Raw genomic sequence first — 18,079 nt, forward strand, 5'->3', positions numbered from 1 at the left:
TAATGTCCGCTTCTAGCCAAGTTCAAATGTCCGCTTTTCGACCCATCGTAAGCTGATCGGCCGCTGGGAATCCAGCGCTGGAGGCTTCGATGGCTGCAACGGAACGGATCACGATGACGATGCACGAGCTGGACAGGTTTAAGGTCATCCAGGACGTCGCAGACGGCAAGCTTCAGCCGTGGCGCGCGGCCGAGCGACTCGAACTGACGACACGGCAGATCCGGCGACTGGTCGGCCGATTGCGTGAGCACGGGCCGCAAGGTCTCGTGTCGCAACGGCGCGCGAAGCCCAGCAACAACCGATTGGATAGCATGACGGCTGATCGGGCGCTGTCGATCATTCGGGATCGCTACGCGGACTTCGGCCCGACGCTGGCCTGCGAGAAGCTCTGGGAATGCCACGACATCCGGCTGGCCAAGGAAACGGTCAGGAAGCTGATGACGGAGGCTGGCTTGTGGGTGCCGCGCCGGCAGCGGCCGCCGAAGGTCTACCAGCCGCGTGCACGCCGGGCATGTCTGGGTGAACTGATCCAGATCGACGGCAGCGATCATCGGTGGTTCGAGGAACGGGCGCCGGCCTGCACGCTGCTGGTGTATGTGGACGACGCGACGAGCCGGCTGATGATGCTGCATTTCACGCGAACCGAATCGACCTTCAGCTACTTCGAGGCGACGCGGGCGTACATCGAGCGCCACGGCAAGCCGGGGGCGTTCTATAGCGACAAGTACAGTGTGTTCCGCAACGTAACGCCAGGCAAGACTGGTAATCGGGTGACGCACTTCGGTCGCGCGATGTACGAGCTGAACATCGACGCGTTTTGCGCAAACAGCAGTCCGGCCAAGGGGCGAGTCGAGCGAGCACATCTGACGCTTCAGGATCGCTTGGTCAAGGAGATGCGACTGCGCGGGATCAACACGGTGGCCGATGCCAACGCTTACGCGCCCTCCTTCATGGCCGCTTACAACGCACGTTTTGCGAAGCCACCGAAGAGCGAGTTCAATGCGCACCGACCGCTGCGCGCCGATGAGAATCTTGACTTGGTGCTGACGTGGCGCGAGCCGCGGAAAGTGACGAAGTCGCTCACGGTGCAGTACGACCGAGTGATGTATTTGCTGGACGATACACCGGAGAATCGGCAACTGATTGATCGAACGATCGAGGTTTGGGAGTACCCGGATGAGCGCATCGAACTCCGAGCAGAGGGCCGCGTGTTGCCCTGCAGGCAGTACGACCGGCTGGCCGAAATCGATCAAGGTGCCATCGTCGAACACAAGCGCCTGAGTCATGTGCTGCAGATCGCGCAAGCGCTTCAGGCGCAACGCGATAACAGCCGAATCGGTAAGGCACCGTCTCGAACGCATCGAGGCGACTCGACCAAGACGAACCGCAACACCACTCAGCCGAACAAAAAGAAGCAGCGTGAGTTCACGCAGGCCGATGTCGAGAAAGTGATCGTGGATCTTGCCGAACGCAGACAGGTCCAACAGCCCGCGCGCAAATCTGGCCGCCGGTCTGCAAGGGGCAGTGACGCAAGCGTAAGCACCCTGCTCGTTCAGGATCCGCTCTTCGACACTGCGTGATCTGTAACCCAAGAGAAACAAACCTCAAGCCCGTAAACCCGGACATTTCAACTTAGCCGAGACGCGGACATTTGAGAATGGCTTTGACATGTGTTGTAGCGGCTAAGTTGTAATGTCCGCTTCTAGCCAAGTTCAAATGTCCGCTTTTCGACCCATCGTAAGCTGATCGGCCGCTGGGAATCCAGCGCTGGAGGCTTCGATGGCTGCAACGGAACGGATCACGATGACGATGCACGAGCTGGACAGGTTTAAGGTCATCCAGGACGTCGCAGACGGCAAGCTTCAGCCGTGGCGCGCGGCCGAGCGACTCGAACTGACGACACGGCAGATCCGGCGACTGGTCGGCCGATTGCGTGAGCACGGGCCGCAAGGTCTCGTGTCGCAACGGCGCGCGAAGCCCAGCAACAACCGATTGGATAGCATGACGGCTGATCGGGCGCTGTCGATCATTCGGGATCGCTACGCGGACTTCGGCCCGACGCTGGCCTGCGAGAAGCTCTGGGAATGCCACGACATCCGGCTGGCCAAGGAAACGGTCAGGAAGCTGATGACGGAGGCTGGCTTGTGGGTGCCGCGCCGGCAGCGGCCGCCGAAGGTCTACCAGCCGCGTGCACGCCGGGCATGTCTGGGTGAACTGATCCAGATCGACGGCAGCGATCATCGGTGGTTCGAGGAACGGGCGCCGGCCTGCACGCTGCTGGTGTATGTGGACGACGCGACGAGCCGGCTGATGATGCTGCATTTCACGCGAACCGAATCGACCTTCAGCTACTTCGAGGCGACGCGGGCGTACATCGAGCGCCACGGCAAGCCGGGGGCGTTCTATAGCGACAAGTACAGTGTGTTCCGCAACGTAACGCCAGGCAAGACTGGTAATCGGGTGACGCACTTCGGTCGCGCGATGTACGAGCTGAACATCGACGCGTTTTGCGCAAACAGCAGTCCGGCCAAGGGGCGAGTCGAGCGAGCACATCTGACGCTTCAGGATCGCTTGGTCAAGGAGATGCGACTGCGCGGGATCAACACGGTGGCCGATGCCAACGCTTACGCGCCCTCCTTCATGGCCGCTTACAACGCACGTTTTGCGAAGCCACCGAAGAGCGAGTTCAATGCGCACCGACCGCTGCGCGCCGATGAGAATCTTGACTTGGTGCTGACGTGGCGCGAGCCGCGGAAAGTGACGAAGTCGCTCACGGTGCAGTACGACCGAGTGATGTATTTGCTGGACGATACACCGGAGAATCGGCAACTGATTGATCGAACGATCGAGGTTTGGGAGTACCCGGATGAGCGCATCGAACTCCGAGCAGAGGGCCGCGTGTTGCCCTGCAGGCAGTACGACCGGCTGGCCGAAATCGATCAAGGTGCCATCGTCGAACACAAGCGCCTGAGTCATGTGCTGCAGATCGCGCAAGCGCTTCAGGCGCAACGCGATAACAGCCGAATCGGTAAGGCACCGTCTCGAACGCATCGAGGCGACTCGACCAAGACGAACCGCAACACCACTCAGCCGAACAAAAAGAAGCAGCGTGAGTTCACGCAGGCCGATGTCGAGAAAGTGATCGTGGATCTTGCCGAACGCAGACAGGTCCAACAGCCCGCGCGCAAATCTGGCCGCCGGTCTGCAAGGGGCAGTGACGCAAGCGTAAGCACCCTGCTCGTTCAGGATCCGCTCTTCGACACTGCGTGATCTGTAACCCAAGAGAAACAAACCTCAAGCCCGTAAACCCGGACATTTCAACTTAGCCGAGACGCGGACATTTGAGAATGGCTTTGACATGTGTTGTGGCAGCCATATCCTAATGTCGTGTTTTTGACTGCTGGCATGCTGGACGGCTCGTTGAGCAAGCACGGGGGCCGACCATGCAGCCAGCTCGATTGGTGACACTGACGATGCGCGAGCTGGGTCATTCAGGACGTCGCAGACGGCAAGCTCAACCCATGGCGCCCAGCCGAACGGCCGGGATCGAGCATGCGCCAGGTTGAGCGCCTCGTGTTACGTCACCACGCCGACCTGCCAAGGCACGAACTCGTTCTGCCCATAACCGAGCAACTCACTTTTCGAATACGCGCCCGATGCGCAGTCGAGCATGCTTCTGAAAATGTCGTCGCCTAGCCCGCCGACCGTCGTCGTGCCGTCGATCACGCCGCCGCAATTGATGTCGATGTCCTCTTCCTGACGCTCCCACAGCGCCGTATTCGTCGCAAGCTTCAGCGACGGCGCCGGCGCGCAGCCGTATGCGGATCCGCGACCCGTCGTGAAGCAGATCAGGTTCGCGCCCGACGCGACCTGCCCGGTCGCGGACATCGGGTCGTAGCCCGGCGAATCCATGAAGACGAGGCCGTGCGTATCGATCCGCTGCGCGTACTCGAACACGTCGACGAGGTTCGTCGTGCCCGCTTTCGCGATCGCGCCCAGCGATTTCTCGAGGATCGTCGTGAGTCCGCCCGCCTTGTTGCCGGCCGACGGATTATTGTCCAGCGCGGCGCCGTTGCGCGCGCAATAGCCTTCCCACCACGCGATTCGCGCGAGCAGTTTCTCCCCGACCTCCCGGCTGACGGCGCGCCGGGTAAGCAGATGCTCGGCGCCGTAGACCTCCGGCGTCTCGGAGAGTATCGCGGTGCCGCCCTGGCGTACCAGGCGGTCGACCGCCGCACCCAGCGCAGGATTCGCGGAGATGCCCGAATATCCGTCGGAGCCGCCGCACTGCAGCCCCACCACGAGATGCGATGCCGGCACCGCAACGCGCGCCGTGCGGTTCGCATCCGCGAGCATGTCCGTGACCATCGCAATGCCGCGTTCGATCGTCTTGCGCGTGCCTCCGCTTTCCTGAATCGTGAAATGCCGCAAGCGTGCGGCATCCGTGTGTCCGCCTTCGCGAAGCACATCGCCGATCTGATTGGTCTCGCACCCGAGGCCGATGAACAGCACCGAATGGAAGTTCGGATGCACGGCGTAGCCAGCCAGCGTTCGGCGCAGAATCGCGATCCCCTCGCCCCGCGAGTCGATTCCGCAGCCGAGCCCGTGCGTGAGCGCGATCACCCCGTCGATGTTCGGATAATCGGCCAGTGCCTGCGGGTGCACATCGCGCCGGAAATGGTCGGCGATCGCGCGGGCTACCGTCGCGGAACAATTTACGCTCGTCAGTATGCCGATGTAATTGCGCGTCGCGATCCGTCCGTCAGCCCGGCGAATGCCCATGAAGGTCGCCGGTGTTTCGTCGAACAGCGTCGGACTCGCGGCCATGCCGAAGTCATGCTCGCGCGCGAACTCGGCCATGCCGAGATTGTGCATGTGCACGTGCTGGCCGCGCACGATCGCTTCGCGCGCGACGCCGATGATCTGGTTGTAGCGCCTGATCGGCTCGCCTTTCGCGATGTCGCGCGTCGCGATCTTGTGACCGGGCGGAATCAGGCCGGCGACGACGAGCGCCTCGGATGCGATCCGGGCGCCGGATACGAGCTGGCGCGTCGCGATCACGACATCGTCATTCGGATGCAGTCGGATCGCGACCTGTTCGGTGGCGGAGGTAGTCATGATGATGATCCTGGATGGGTCGTTAGGTGGCGCACTGGCGGACGCTTCATCGATGCGTGCCGACCTGTGCACCGCCGTGCGTGCCTTCGGCCGCCGCGTGCCCCATACCGCGCAGCGAACGCAGCAGCAGCACGCTGACGAAGCACAACGCGGCGACGACCACGAAGCCGGCGCGCGCATCGTGCGACGCCGCGTCCGCGAACGCCTTGATCTGCGGCGACACGAAGCCGCCGAGATTGCCGATCGACACGATGAACGCGATGCCGCTCGCCGCGCCCGTCCCGCCAAGATAGCGTGTCGGCAGGCACCAGAACACCGGCTGGCACGCGACAAGACCGGGAATCGCGATGCAGAATGCGAGCAAGGTCAGCACCGGGGTATTGATCACGGACAGCGACGCGAACGCGAGAATCCCGACCGTCAGCATGCCGGCCGCGACCTGCTGATGATTGTCGCGACGATCCGCGAAGCGGGTCGCGACGATCATCGCGGCGATCGTGCACAACCAGGGAATCATCAGCAGCAGACCGATTTTTCCATTGATCTGGGAGCCCATCGTCGCGGCGAATTTCGACGGCAGGTAGAACGCGAGCGGCGCATTGCCGATCTGGATGCAGAAGTACGCGGCAATGAACGTCAGCACGCGGCGGTCCTTCAGCACGCCGAACACGGTCGTCGACAGATGCCGGGGCTTCGCGCGCTCCTCGGCGTCGAGTGCGTCGCTCAGCGCCCGCTTCTCGTTCTCGGTCAGCCAGCGCGCGTCTTTCGGCCGGCTCGTCAGGTAGAAGAACGCGATCACGCCGACCACGGTCGCCATCAGGCCCTCGACCAGATACATCCATTGCCAGTTCCGCAAGCCGAACATGTCATGCATCTGCAACAGGAAGCCCGACAGCGGGTTGCCGATCAGCATCGCGATCGGCACGCCGAAGTAGAAGAGCCCGAGCGCACGGGCGCGCCCCTTCGCCGGAAACCAGTAGGTCAGGTACAGGATGATCCCGGGAAAGAATCCGGCCTCCGCCGCACCGAGCAGGAAACGGATCCAGTAGAACTGCGTCGGCGTGTGGGCAAACATCATCGATGCCGACACGAAGCCCCACGTCACCATGATTCGGCTCATCCATACGCGGGCGCCGATGCGGTTCATGATGAGGTTGCTCGGCACCTCGAACAACGCGTAGCCGATGAAGAAGATACCGGCGCCGAATGCGAATGCCGCGTCGCTCAGGCCTGTATCGGCCTGATAGGCGATCTTTGCGAAACCGACGTTCGCGCGGTCGATGAACGCCAACGCGTACATCAGCGTCAGGAACGGCAGGAGCCGGATCGCGGCCTTCCTGACCGCGCCGGCGAGGTGCTGCGATTGTTGCGGATCATGGTTCATCGTTGTCTCCGGGATTGTTCTCGTCGTGGGGCCGATCGCTCACGCCCGCCATTCGGGCCCGTTCGGGTAGGCAAATGCGTCGAGCGACGCCGCCTTCATCGTGACGCCGTAACCGGACGCCTCCTGCGGCATGTAGCGCCCGCGGCGAATCACGATCGGCGCCTCGAAATGCTCGTGCAGGTGATCGACGTATTCGAGCACGCGCCGATCCAGCGAACCCGACACCGCGATGTAGTCGAACAGCACGATGTTCTGCGAGTACTGGCACAGGCCGACGCCCCCGCCGTGCGGGCACACCGGCACACCGAACTTCGCGGCCATCAGGACGACGGCAAGCACTTCGTTCAACCCGCCGAGCCGCGCGGGATCGAGTTGGCAGAAGTCGAGCGCGCCCGCCTGGAAGAACTGCTTGAACATCACGCGGTTGTGCGCGTGCTCGCCGGTCGCGACGCCGATCGGCCCGATTCGCTGCCGGATCGCCGCGTGACCGAGAATGTCGTCCGGGCTGGTCGGTTCTTCGATCCACCACGGATCGAACTGCGCGAGCACGCGCATGTTCGCGACGGCCTCGTCGACGCCCCAGTTCTGGTTCGCATCCATCATCAGCTTGCGCTCCCAGCCGAGCTCCTCGCGCAGGATCCGCGCGCGCCGCACGTCCTGCTCGAGATCCGCGCCGACCTTCTGCTTCAGGTGCGTCCACCCGTCCGCGACCGCCTCGCGCGCAAGCATGCGCATCTTGTCCTCCGGGTAGCCGAGCCAGCCGGCCGCGGTCGTGTAACCCGGGTAGCCGTGCTCGCGCATCTCCCGTTCGCGCAGCGCCTTGCCCGGCGCCGCCCGGCGCAGCATCGCGACGGCTTCCTCGCGGGTCAGCACGTCGTCGATGTACGTGAAGTCGACGCAACTCACGAGTTGTTCCGGCGTCATGTCGACAAGGAGCTTCCAGACCGGTTTGCCGGCCGTTTTCGCCCAGAGGTCCCAGATCGCATTGATCAGCGCGGCCGTCGCGAGATGCACCACGCCCTTCTCGGGGCCGACCCAACGAAGCTGGCAATCGCCCGCGACCATCTCATGCCAGTACGCGCCGAAGTCTGCCGTGATCTCCTCGAGCGAGCGGCCGATCACGAACAGCTTCGCGAGCGACTTCACCGCATCGACGCACAGTTCGTTGCCGCGGCCGATCGTGAAGGTCAGGCCGTGCCCGTCGATGCCGTTCCGCGCATCGGTGACGAGCGTCACATAGGTTGCCGAGTAGTCCGAATTTCCGTTCATCGCGTCGGAGCCGTCCATGCTCTTCGACGTCGGGAAGCGGATGTCGCGTACCTGCACATCGATAATGCGTGTCGTCATCGCTGTTTGTCTCCTTGTCGTTTCATCTCGTCTCGGCACCGCGCCCGGACGCTCCTGCAACGAGCCCGAACCACTGCGGCCGGTTATCCAAGCGCCGCGATCAGGCGCGGCTGCCCGATCGGCAACTTCAGCGCGCGCGCCATGTCGAGCACCGGGCGCAGGCGTCGCATCTTCTTCATGTCGTGATTGCCGGCAATGTCGGCCAGCCGGTGCGCGAGGAATGGATTCGCGAACCGGTCGCGAACCTCGTCCAGATACGAGAGCGCCGCGTCGCGCTCGCCGAGCGCGACGAACACCGGCATCACCTCTTCGTTCCACACCGCTTCGAGCGGTTCGCGGTAGGCAGGATCGTCCATCGCCGCACCGACCGTCATGTCCGCCGCACTGCCGAGCGCGAGCCATTGCTGCGCGAGCATCGTGTGTCCAAGATTGAGCAGCAGCAGTTTCAGCCGCTCGTAGCGCTCGAGATCGTCGGTCACGACGATGTCCGCGTGTTCGCACGGCAGCGTCATCCCGGCGGTGCGCTGGACGGCCCACAGCGCATACGGCTCGGCAACCGCACCGACCGGATGGATCGGCTCCGACACGATGCGGTCGACGAGGGAATTGACCCACACGCAACCGCCGATCAGGTAATCGACGAATGCCGCGTCCGCGTGCCAGCCCCGTGCGACGCCGACCACCAGGTCGCGCAGCGTGTCGCCGTTGCGGGCGACGAGTTCGCACGGCAGCAGCGTGACGGGCGCGCCGCCTGCCCGGAAGCGCTCGTGCAGGAGCACCGCAAGTTTCGCCGCGAAGCCGCGCGGCGTGCGGCGCCCGTCGAGCAGGTCCGCACCGTCGTCGTCGAACAGCGCATAGCCGCTGTCGCCGGTGTTCGATACGATCACCCGGACGTCGTGCGCCACACGCTCTCGCAACAGCGCCCACTCCTCGCTCGCATGCAGCGCTTCCGTGATCGCCACGCAGTCGACCTGCCGGTCGATCGTCGCGCCGTTCCGCCTGCCGCGGATTCTCACCGGATAGCGCCCGGCCGCGCGCAGCGCATCGATGCGCGCGCGACTCTCGGCGCTCGACGTCGTCTGCACGACCGTCACCGCACCGAGCGCGCGGCCGACGGCCAGCGCTTCCGACGTGAACAGGTCGACATGCGCCTGCAGGAAGCGGCTGGTACCGAATTGCAGGATTGGATTGGCCATCGGTTTGCCGTCCGCGCTCAGCATTCGACGAGCGCCTTGATCACGCCGGCGTCCGGTTCGAGCAGCTCCGCGAAGCGGTCAGGCAGATCGGCCAGGCTCAGCGCGTGCGTCTTCAGCGAATCGGTCGGCACCTGGCCGGCACGCATCGCGGCGAGCACCGTTTCGAAGTCCGTCGGCGTCGCGTTGCGGCTCGCGAGCAGCGTCGTTTCGCGCTTGTGGAATTCCGGGTCCGAGAACGAAATGCGACCTTTCACGAGCGAGATCAGCACGTACTTGCCCCCGTGCGCGACGAAGTCGAGGCCGCGCTCCATCGCTGCGAGATTGCCGGTCGCATCGAACACGACGTCGAAAAACTCATCGTCGGTGAGCGCTGCGAGACGCTGCACATCCGCCCCCTCCCCCGTCGTATCGAGCCGCACGGTGGCGTGCGCACCCAGCGCCGTCGCGCAAACCGCGAGCCGGTCTGCGCGACCGTCGAGCACGCTGACCTGCGCGCCGCGCAGCGTCGCGAAAATCAACGCGGCCATGCCGATCGGACCGGCGCCGACGACCAGCACGCGCTGCCCGGAGCGGACGTCGGCACGCGCCACCGCGTGTGCGCCGATCGCGAGGAATTCGATCATCGCGGCCTGATCGAGCGTGACGCCGTTCGCGTCGAACACGAATGCCTGCGGGACGGCGAGGTATTCGACCATGCCGCCGTCCGCGTGCACGCCCAGCACCTGGATTCGCGTGCAGCAGTTCGTCTTGCCGGCACGGCACGCGACACACGTGCCGCATGACAGGTACGGCATCACGTAGACCTGGTCGCCCGCCTTGACGCGCGCGCCCGCCGGGGCGCTCTCGACGATGCCGGCCAGTTCGTGCCCCATCACGCGCGGATACGCGAGGTACGGCTGGTTGCCGGTAAAGATGTGCATGTCGGTACCGCATACGCCGACCCGCTTCACGCGAATCAGCACATCGTCGGGCCCCGCGGCCGGCATCGGACGCTCGGCAACAACGAGGCGGCCGGGTTCTTCGCAAATGACTGTTCTCATCGGGATCTCGATAACGTATGAAAAGAGGACGGTTCTGACATAAATTGGCCTGACCAGCCGAAGACTATTGGCCTGACCTTTTGTGGTCAAGCCAATTCCCCTGAATCCATGGAAAACACCTAGATCGCGACGCCGTCGAGAAATCCCCTGCAAGCCCAATTCGCACGGCCTGCAAGGCGATTAGCCTGTACACGCAGAGCATCGGATGATGCAGATTCACAACATTTTGGTAAGGCCAATTCAAGGCAAAGTGCGACCCGCTCCGGTGCGAGTCGCCCGAACGCCTGACAAATTGGTCAGGCCACCCAAGGTGCAGTAGACTCATTGCTCCGGAACACACAAGCGCGGTGCGCCGCGAGGGGGAGCATTGCCGGGCCAGTTCAATCAGGTGGATACCCGCCGTCTCTATCAGCGCATCGCCGACCAGATTCGCTCGCTGATCGAGGAGGGGCGCTTTGCCGACGGAGAACGCCTGCCGCCCGAGCGCGATCTCGCGCAACAGCTGGGGGTCTCACGGCCGTCCGTTCGGGAGGCGCTCATTGCCCTGGAGATCGAAGGCATCGTCGAAGTGCGGATGGGGGCCGGCGTGTTCGTGTGTGCTACCCCAAAGGCCCCTGCCGCGCCGGCGACATCGCTTGGCGAAAACCCGATCGAACTGATGAATGCCCGTGCGGCGCTGGAAGGCAGCGTGATCGAGTTGGCCTGCGCCCGCGCGACGCCTGAACTGCTGGCACCCGTGCGTCGCGCCGTGGCAGCGATGCGATCCGCGATTGCGGACGGCCGCTCCCCGCTTCAGCACGATCGCGAACTTCACGTGGCAATTGCCGCGATAACGGGCAATTCCGTTCTGGTCCGACTGGTGGGCGAGCTCTTCGATGGACGCCACAGCCCGATCTCGTCACGCGTCAGCGCACGGGCCGAGAGCGGGCAAACGTGGGCCAAAGCATTCGAGGAGCATGAGTCGATCCTTCATGCGCTCGAGAATGGCGAAGTGCTGATGGCACAGGCAGCCATGCGGACACATCTTTACGCGTCGCAAAGACGCTGGCTGGAGCAGGAGCGCAACTGACCCACCCGGCGGCGGCGTCAGTGAACGATTCGCACTGTCAGGGTGGATCAGCTTTCGCGTGATATTGCGACCTGCGCAGCCCGGGCGGCGCCGGGCTGACGAAAATACCGACGGCCTGCCGCGACAGTGCTTCACCAAGGGCACTGGCATGAGACGTTTCGCATCACTACGAATTCCTGCCACGCCGCCATGTCGGCGCGCTGGATCACACGGCGAATGAAGTCATGCGGGAAAGCCGCGATGCCGGCGTACTGCGCTCGACCGTCAGCCGCGTGCTATATCCGCTCGACGCCGCCCGCCTGCGCGACGCACATCGGCTGGTGGAAAACGGCGGAATGACCGGCAAGGTCGTAGTGGCACGCTCGGCGGAAGACGCGATGAAGGCGGCCGGGGAAGCCGTGCGATGACGGCCGTTGCCAACGACTCCCCGTCGCCTGGTTCCCGGCTCGACCATCGGGCCGCGACAGCCTGAAACAGGATCGGTACGCAATGGTGCTTCGCCATCTCCGCTGTTTCCTGGCCGTGGCCGACGAACGCCATGTCGCGCGGGCATCCGAACGCCTGCACGTCGATCAGCCGGCACTGTCGTGCATGATCGACGAGCTGGAGGCGCACCTGGTCGCGAGGCCGGCCGCGACTGACGCCGCCGCGGCCGCCTGTGCAACGAATGCCCGGCGCTGCACGTGCGGCGCCTAGCTGCCAAGCAATGTCTTCAGGTAGGCGATCACGTCCGCGATCGCCGCGTCGCGCGCTTGCGCGTTACCGCCGACGTGGGGATCGGTCTCGACGCAATCGTCATGAAAGGAAAAGGGAGCGCCGGTCGCCTCGTTGATCAGTTTACCGTTCGCGTCTTCAACGATCCGGCACGCGCGTACGGTCTGCGCGCCCTTTACGGCAACTGTCGGCATCGCGTACGGCATATCGAACCCATGCGATGCGTGCGGGTAGACGGTCATCGCGACGTCTTTTCCTGCCTGCTGCAGCCGCTCGATGTATGCAGTACAGGCCGCCGCAGGATCGTAATCGTCGTCGGCGCCGTGGAATTCGCGGATCGGGCCATCAACCTCGGTGTCGTCGCGATAACGCGTCATGCAGTCGGGATAAAAAGGCATATAGGCGCGGAAGCGAACGCCTGACGTATTCCACAGGCGGTTGAGTCGCGTCATGGCCGCATAAAGCGTTGCCTGCCCGCCCCTCGAAAACCCCATCAGCATGATCTTGTCCGGATCGATGCGGGGGTCATGCGCAAGAATGTTCAACGCCCGATAAGCATCGAGGGTGAGATTGAGCCGGCCAAGTTGCGACTGGTCCTGGCTGGTGGACCTGATCCCGCGGCCCGTGAAGCCATCGATCGCGAACGTCCCGATGCCGTTCTGATTGAACGTGCGCTCCCACATTTCGATGTTCGCGCCCATGCCACTCGAACCATGAATCAGCACCACCACCGGCTGTTTCCCCGGGTGCTTCGCGAGCCTCAGGATGCCGCCCACCGTCACGGGCTTGCCGTTTCCATCCCCGGTCAGCATCTGGCTGTCGCTGAGCGTCAGCGATGGGATCTGGTGTACCTCGACATGGATGGCCATATCCGGGGTCTTCTCCGCGTACGCGCCCTGAGCGGCCATCCATAACAAGGCGAACAGCAAAGTCTTGACGATCTTCATTCATGCGTCTCCTGGATGACGGGCGCCGTTGGCTGAACGGCCCGGACCGCCCGATTATTTTTTGTCTACTTCGTCGCAGTCGCATTGTGCGAGTTGAAGCCGGCCGCGACGCTGACCCTCTCGGCCCTCGCCATCAACGCCCGGTTCGCAGCGGGCCGCGCGCGATCCGGTCGCGGTCGAGCGACGCGAACAATGCCTGGACATTGCGTTCGCCAAAACCGTCGTCGCCTTGACGCCGAATGAATTCGAAGAATACAGGCCGCTGAAGCGTTTGCGAAAAGATGTTCGACGAAGCCGAAACACCAGGCGCGAGCGGCGCGCCCGTGCAGGAAGATTCGCCGGAATCAGAAATGGTGGTCGTAGCGGATCTGGAACTTGTCGCCCTGGGCGCGGTTGCGTACGGCAAACTCCTTGTAGTAGTTGAAGAACAGGAAGTCCTTGGGCGACAACGCCACCATGGCTGCCGGGCCGAGCCCCACCACCTGCTCGCGCCGTCCCGGCACGTTCGCGCCGTTCACCTTGCTGTCGCTGATCTGCTTGAGCCAGTAGCCGCTCAGACCTGCCGCCAATCCCTGCTTGATCTCGTACTCGACGGCGAAATTGCCGTGCAATGCCTGCCCCGCCTGGGTGGAAGTCGCGTCATTGCCGAAGGCGACATTCGGATTGCCGTTCCGTGCATTCCACAGGTAGTTGAAGCGGCCGCTGAAACTGAGCTTCGGCGTCGCCCAGAAGGTGACCGCCCAATACGGGTCGAACGACCAGAAGTTGCTGCCGGGGCTGACCGCGGCGTTGCGGTCGTAGCGGCCGGTGGGTGCGATCACCTGCAGCTCGAAGCGCTGCGAGAACAGCGGTCCTTGTTTCCCCATGATCGGATCGAACTGCAGCGACACGCCAAAGGTCAGGTCGCCAATGCCACGGGCCCCCTTGAGCACCGCGTTGTTCATCCCGTCGTCGACGCGCGCCGCCGCCACCCACGGCAACAGCAGTTGGAAGCCGAGTTGCTTGTTGCCCCACTTCGCCCCTTCCGGCAAGAAGATCAACTGGCTGACCGGGACCGTCAGATCGATCTTCTGCTTGGCCGGAAACGCGGCCTGATTGCCGCCGTTATCCATCAGCTTGTTGGCCGAATACTGGGTGAGATATTCGATGAAATAGAAGCCCGGCCCGCCCGGCAACGGTGCGCCATCGAAGAAGCTGGTGGCCCCCATGTTGACGGAGGGTTGATCGAAGCCCCATGCGAACGATGCGGTGACGGAAAGGCCGGCCGCCAGCAGTGCGGTTTTGATGGACTTGATGCGGTGAATGAACATGCGGTGTCTCCTGTATGGTCCGACCGAACGGCGCGCAGGCGTCCCCGGCCTGCCCCGCATTGGCACGGGGCAGCCACTCGATCGAAACCTGGGTGTTGTGGTGTGCGAGAAGCGAGGGAGTCGGTTACGACCTGTCGAGCTCCACGGCCACGGTCTTCATGTCGGCCCGAGGCTGGCGCGATGGTGCGGTCTCGAGCAGGAAGAGCGACACGACGGCGCCGCAAATGAACCCGCCCAGTGCGACGTGCAGCGTGTACGCCAGACCGAAGTGCTCGGCGACGTAGCCGGCCAGCACGGGGGCCAGCCCGCCGCCGAAGATCTCGCCCGCGCCCGACACGAAACCGACCGATGACGCAATGAGCCCGGCTGGCGCGGCTTCCGTGGCGATCGGCCCCGACAGCAAGCCGAGCAGCCCGAGCGCACACATCGACAGGCCGAACAACAGCACGAACAGCATGTGTGGATTGGCTCCGGTCCGTGCAAAGGCATACAGCAGCACGGCGGAGCCGATGAACGCGCCAATGGCGACCGGACGTCGACCGATACGGTCCGACAACGCCGAGAGGCCGAACGAACCGACAAAGCCGCCCAGGCCGATGGCCGACACCACGAAGCCCATCTGCTGCGTGCCCAGCTTGAGCACGTGCTCCAGGTAGATCGGCACCATGGCGCTGATGACAAAGATGCCCGCCATCGCACACAGCACCGCCAGCGTCGCGAGCACCACGTTGCGGGAGCGGAACAGGCCACGCCAGCGCGGCGACGCCGCGACCGGGCTCGCGACTCGCGCGGTTTCCGGCGTGTCGCTGCGCAACGTGCGCGCAATCAGCACCGCCGTCACCAGGCCGGGAATACACGAGACCATGAACACCCAGTGCCACGACGGCAGCACCTGCAGCAACTGCGTCGCGATGATGGGAGCGAAGCCCAGCCCGAGCAGCGAGAACATGCTCAGTTGCAGCCCCTGGTTGAAGCCGCGGCGCGCCGGCAACGACGCCTCACCGGTGGCGGCCACGCTGGCGGGCGTAAACGCGCCTTCCGCCACGCCCATCGCGGCGCGGATGGCCAGCAGGCTGACGAAGCCGGTGACCAAACCAGACAGGCCGGACAGCACCGAGAACGCCACCATGGTCACGACGAGAATCCGCTTGCGGCCGATGCGGTCGGACAATCGCCCCATCGCGATCGCCCACGCGCCCCAGGTGAGGCTGAGGATGCCGATCAGGTTGCCGAGTTGCTGATAGTTCAACCCGAGGTCTTGCATGATGTGCGGAAACAGCGGCGCGATGATCCAGCGGTCGAGCCCGACGAGGCCGAAGCCGAGTCCCATCAACACCAGCGTCTTGCGCTCGTAGCCGGTGTCGTGTGTTGCGTGTTGCATCTTGCGTCTCCTTGGCAGATGACAGGCAAAGCGAGGCCCTCGCGTCGCGCAGCCGGGAACACCGGCCGGGCGAGCGATGGGAGGCAGCCTCGCGGCCACCTGACCTCGGATGGGTTGTCGCGTCAGTAGTAGGTGGAAGCGAGCCCGCCATCGACGGGCACGTTCACGCCATTAACCCAGCGGGTCTCGTCGGCGCATAGCAGCGCGATCACCGGAGCGACCTCGTCCGGATAGGCGGGCCGCTTCATGCGGTGCGCGTCCTTCTCCACGCGCTCGGTGCCGAGCATGGTGACGAAGTCGCCCAGGATGGGCGTGAACACCGGTCCGGGCGCCACGCAGTTCATGCGCACGCCGTGTTGCAGGAACAGCTTCTGCGCCTGCGTCAGCGTCCACACGATCAGTGCTTCCTTGAAGTACTGGTAGCAGGTGGCCTGCGGCACGGGATGCGCGTTCAGCCACGCGGCGCCCGCATCGAAACCGCCGACCTCGGCCAGCGCCTTGTGCAGGTGAATGCGCTGCGGCCATTCCGCACCCAGGACGGATGCGACGTTGACGATGGCACTGCCCTCCCCCATGCGCGGCAGCAGGCTTTCGGTCAGATGCCGCAAGCCGAGATAGTTGACGCGCGCAACCAGATCCAGTGGCGCGGTGCCCGGCACGCCGGCAATGTTGCACAGCGCGTCGACCTGCGGCGGCAGTTGCGCCACGGCGTGGTCGATCCCTTCGACCGTGGACAGGTCGGCCTGGACGTAGCCGTCCAGGGTAATGCCCGGCGCGTTGCGATCCACGCCGATCACGCGTGCGCCATGAAAGCGCAGCAGGCGTGCGGTCTCCGCACCGATGCCCGATGACGCGCCGGTCACCACGATGGTCTTGTTGCTCAGTTGCATGGTTGTCTCCTGTCGATTTCTATTTTTCCGGGTGCCGGGTTGGCCGGCACCCCTGGTTCAGAACGGGTACCGGGGCGCTCGCTCCTTGACGGTCGTCCACTGCCATTGGGTGTATTCCTCCCAGTCCGCCGGACCGCCCACGCTGGTGCCGTTGCCTGCGATGCCGGGGCCGCCGAACGGGTTCACGCAGTCGTCGTTGACGGTCTGGTCGTTGATATGGACCATGCCGACGCGCAAGCGCTGGCCCAGTGCCATGGCGCGCCCGACCGAGGCCGAGAGCACCCCGGCGGACAATCCGCCCTGGCTGTTGTTGGCCAGTTCCACCGCTTCGTCGTCACTCTGGAAGGTGATGATGTTGGCCACGGGCCCGAACACTTCGTCGTCGAATACGCGCATGCCCGGGCGTACGCCGCCGAGCACGGTCGGCCGGTAGAAGAGTTGCTCGTACGTGCCGCCTGCGAGCAATTGGGCACCTGCTGCGACGCTGTCTTGCACCATGGCGTGCACGCGTTGCAACTGCTTCTGGTCGATCAGCGGCCCCAGCGCGACCTGTCCGCTGGCGCCGTCGCCCACCGGCAGATGCCGGGCCTTGTCGACCAGTCGTGCCGTCAGCTCCGCGGCCAGCGACGCATGCACCAGGATGCGGTTGGATGCCATGCAGATCTGCCCTTGGTGCAACCAGGCCCCCCACGCGGCGTTGCTGACCGCAAGATCGAGGTCTGCATCGTCGAGGATGATCAACGCGTTTGCGCCGCCCAGTTCGAGCGAGACTTTCTTCAGGTGCTGTCCCGCCAGCGCGCCGATGCGGCGACCGACACCGGGCGAGCCGGTAAAGGCAATCATCGGTACCTGCGGATGCACCACCAGGGCCTCGCCCGCTTCGGCCCCGCCGGGCAGCACGTGGAGCAGCCCCGCCGGCAAGCCGGCCTCCTCGAAGATGCGGGCGATCAGAAATCCGCCCGACACCGGCGTGCGCAGATCCGGCTTGACCACCACGGCGTTGCCGGCTGCCAGCGCGGGCGCCACCGAACGCAGCGTCAGGATCAACGGGAAATTGAACGGCGAGATCACGCCCACCACGCCGAACGGCGCGCGACGCGCATAGCTGAGGCGGCCTGCGGGACTCGCCAGCACGTGGCCCTGCGCGTCCAGCGGCATGCCCGCAGCCAGGTGACACAGCGTGACCGCTTCGCGTACTTCGTGTTGGCCCTTGAACAGCACCCCGCCGGTCTCGCGTGCGACGGCCAGCGCCAATTCATCCAGGTGCTGCGCAAACAGCGCAGCGGCGCGGCGGAACACCTCGGCGCGCTCGCGCGGCGCCATCGACACCCAGGCCCGCTGGGCGACGCAGGCGGCCTGCACGGCGGCAGCCACGTCATCGGCGTCGGCAACGCCGACACGCGTCAGTCGCTGACCGGTTGCCGGTTCGATAACGTCAACCGATTGCTGGTGCAGCGGCGGCACCCAATTACCCTGGAACAGCAGGCCGTCCCATTGGGCGGAATCCAGAAAGCGCGTGGCTTCGGGGGCATTCATCGATCGTGTCTCCTGTGAGTGGGATCGTGTCCGGCTGCTCGTCTCGAGCCGGCTGTCGGCACCCTGATTCGCAAGCGCCGTGCCACTGACGACCACGCACGCGTTTGCCGTCCGGCAACAAATCGCGTGTGCCTTGACCGGTATCGC

Annotated in this window: 15 protein-coding genes; 5 read left to right on the plus strand and 10 right to left on the minus strand. The window is 64.5% G+C overall.

Annotation, left to right across the window (positions count from 1 at the left end; genetic code table 11):
* The first annotated feature begins 89 nt into the window (after nt 1-89).
* Complete coding sequence (locus tag R9B84_RS26975; RefSeq protein ID WP_423759991.1) at nt 90-1,580, plus strand: ISNCY family transposase; 1,491 nt, start codon at nt 90-92, stop codon at nt 1,578-1,580.
* 199 nt (nt 1,581-1,779) lie between these two features.
* Nucleotides 1,780-3,270: an ISNCY family transposase gene (locus R9B84_RS26980; protein WP_423759991.1), complete on the plus strand. Its 1,491-nt coding sequence runs from the start codon at nt 1,780-1,782 to the stop codon at nt 3,268-3,270.
* Between the two features lie 306 nt (nt 3,271-3,576).
* On the opposite strand, the gene R9B84_RS26985 is transcribed toward R9B84_RS26980, so the two are convergent.
* From R9B84_RS26985 to R9B84_RS27005, 5 genes are all read right to left on the minus strand, one after another.
* Nucleotides 3,577-5,118 carry a UxaA family hydrolase gene (locus R9B84_RS26985; protein WP_423763051.1) on the minus strand — a complete coding sequence of 514 codons (1,542 nt, stop codon included), beginning with the start codon at nt 5,116-5,118 and terminating at the stop codon, nt 3,577-3,579.
* A 46-nt stretch (nt 5,119-5,164) separates the two neighbouring features.
* Nucleotides 5,165-6,502 (minus strand): MFS transporter, encoded by a 1,338-nt coding sequence (locus tag R9B84_RS26990; protein ID WP_423763052.1) that lies wholly within the window; start codon nt 6,500-6,502, stop codon nt 5,165-5,167.
* 39 nt (nt 6,503-6,541) lie between these two features.
* Complete coding sequence (locus R9B84_RS26995; RefSeq protein ID WP_423763053.1) at nt 6,542-7,849, minus strand: enolase C-terminal domain-like protein; 1,308 nt, start codon at nt 7,847-7,849, stop codon at nt 6,542-6,544.
* An 83-nt stretch (nt 7,850-7,932) separates the two neighbouring features.
* Nucleotides 7,933-9,045, minus strand: coding sequence for a mannitol dehydrogenase family protein (locus tag R9B84_RS27000; protein WP_423763054.1), 1,113 nt, complete (start codon nt 9,043-9,045; stop codon nt 7,933-7,935).
* Between the two features lie 17 nt (nt 9,046-9,062).
* A complete protein-coding gene (locus tag R9B84_RS27005; RefSeq protein WP_423763055.1) occupies nt 9,063-10,085 on the minus strand; it encodes a zinc-binding alcohol dehydrogenase family protein in 1,023 nt (340 codons plus the stop codon).
* A gap of 367 nt (nt 10,086-10,452) precedes the next feature.
* Here R9B84_RS27005 and R9B84_RS27010 point away from each other — a divergent pair, with 367 nt between their 5' ends.
* The 3 genes from R9B84_RS27010 (at nt 10,453) to R9B84_RS27020 (ending at nt 11,850) form a co-directional block, all read left to right on the plus strand.
* Nucleotides 10,453-11,154 (plus strand): FadR/GntR family transcriptional regulator, encoded by a 702-nt coding sequence (locus R9B84_RS27010; RefSeq protein ID WP_423763056.1) that lies wholly within the window; start codon nt 10,453-10,455, stop codon nt 11,152-11,154.
* A gap of 224 nt (nt 11,155-11,378) precedes the next feature.
* Nucleotides 11,379-11,561, plus strand: a complete 183-nt coding sequence (locus R9B84_RS27015; RefSeq protein ID WP_423763057.1) for a zinc-binding dehydrogenase — start codon at nt 11,379-11,381, stop codon at nt 11,559-11,561.
* Between the two features lie 82 nt (nt 11,562-11,643).
* Nucleotides 11,644-11,850, plus strand: coding sequence for a helix-turn-helix domain-containing protein (locus R9B84_RS27020; RefSeq protein ID WP_423763058.1), 207 nt, complete (start codon nt 11,644-11,646; stop codon nt 11,848-11,850).
* Here the strand turns inward: R9B84_RS27020 and R9B84_RS27025 are convergent.
* The 5 genes from R9B84_RS27025 to R9B84_RS27045 form a co-directional block, all read right to left on the minus strand.
* Complete coding sequence (locus R9B84_RS27025) at nt 11,847-12,815, minus strand: dienelactone hydrolase family protein (RefSeq protein WP_423763059.1); 969 nt, start codon at nt 12,813-12,815, stop codon at nt 11,847-11,849. The genes R9B84_RS27020 and R9B84_RS27025 overlap by 4 nt on opposite strands.
* Nucleotides 12,816-13,159: 344 nt before the next feature.
* Nucleotides 13,160-14,125 (minus strand): SphA family protein, encoded by a 966-nt coding sequence (locus R9B84_RS27030; protein WP_423763060.1) that lies wholly within the window; start codon nt 14,123-14,125, stop codon nt 13,160-13,162.
* Between the two features lie 124 nt (nt 14,126-14,249).
* On the minus strand, nt 14,250-15,506 hold the full coding sequence (locus R9B84_RS27035; RefSeq protein ID WP_423763061.1) for an MFS transporter: 1,257 nt from the start codon (nt 15,504-15,506) through the stop codon (nt 14,250-14,252).
* 122 nt (nt 15,507-15,628) lie between these two features.
* Complete coding sequence (locus tag R9B84_RS27040) at nt 15,629-16,396, minus strand: coniferyl-alcohol dehydrogenase (protein WP_423763062.1); 768 nt, start codon at nt 16,394-16,396, stop codon at nt 15,629-15,631.
* Between the two features lie 57 nt (nt 16,397-16,453).
* Nucleotides 16,454-17,932: a benzaldehyde dehydrogenase gene (locus R9B84_RS27045; protein WP_423763063.1), complete on the minus strand. Its 1,479-nt coding sequence runs from the start codon at nt 17,930-17,932 to the stop codon at nt 16,454-16,456.
* Nucleotides 17,933-18,079 lie beyond the last annotated feature (147 nt).

Origin of the sequence: Burkholderia sp. NLJ2 (assembly GCF_049487195.1) — a bacterium.
In the GTDB taxonomy this organism is placed as follows: Bacteria; Pseudomonadota; Gammaproteobacteria; order Burkholderiales; family Burkholderiaceae; genus Burkholderia; species Burkholderia pyrrocinia.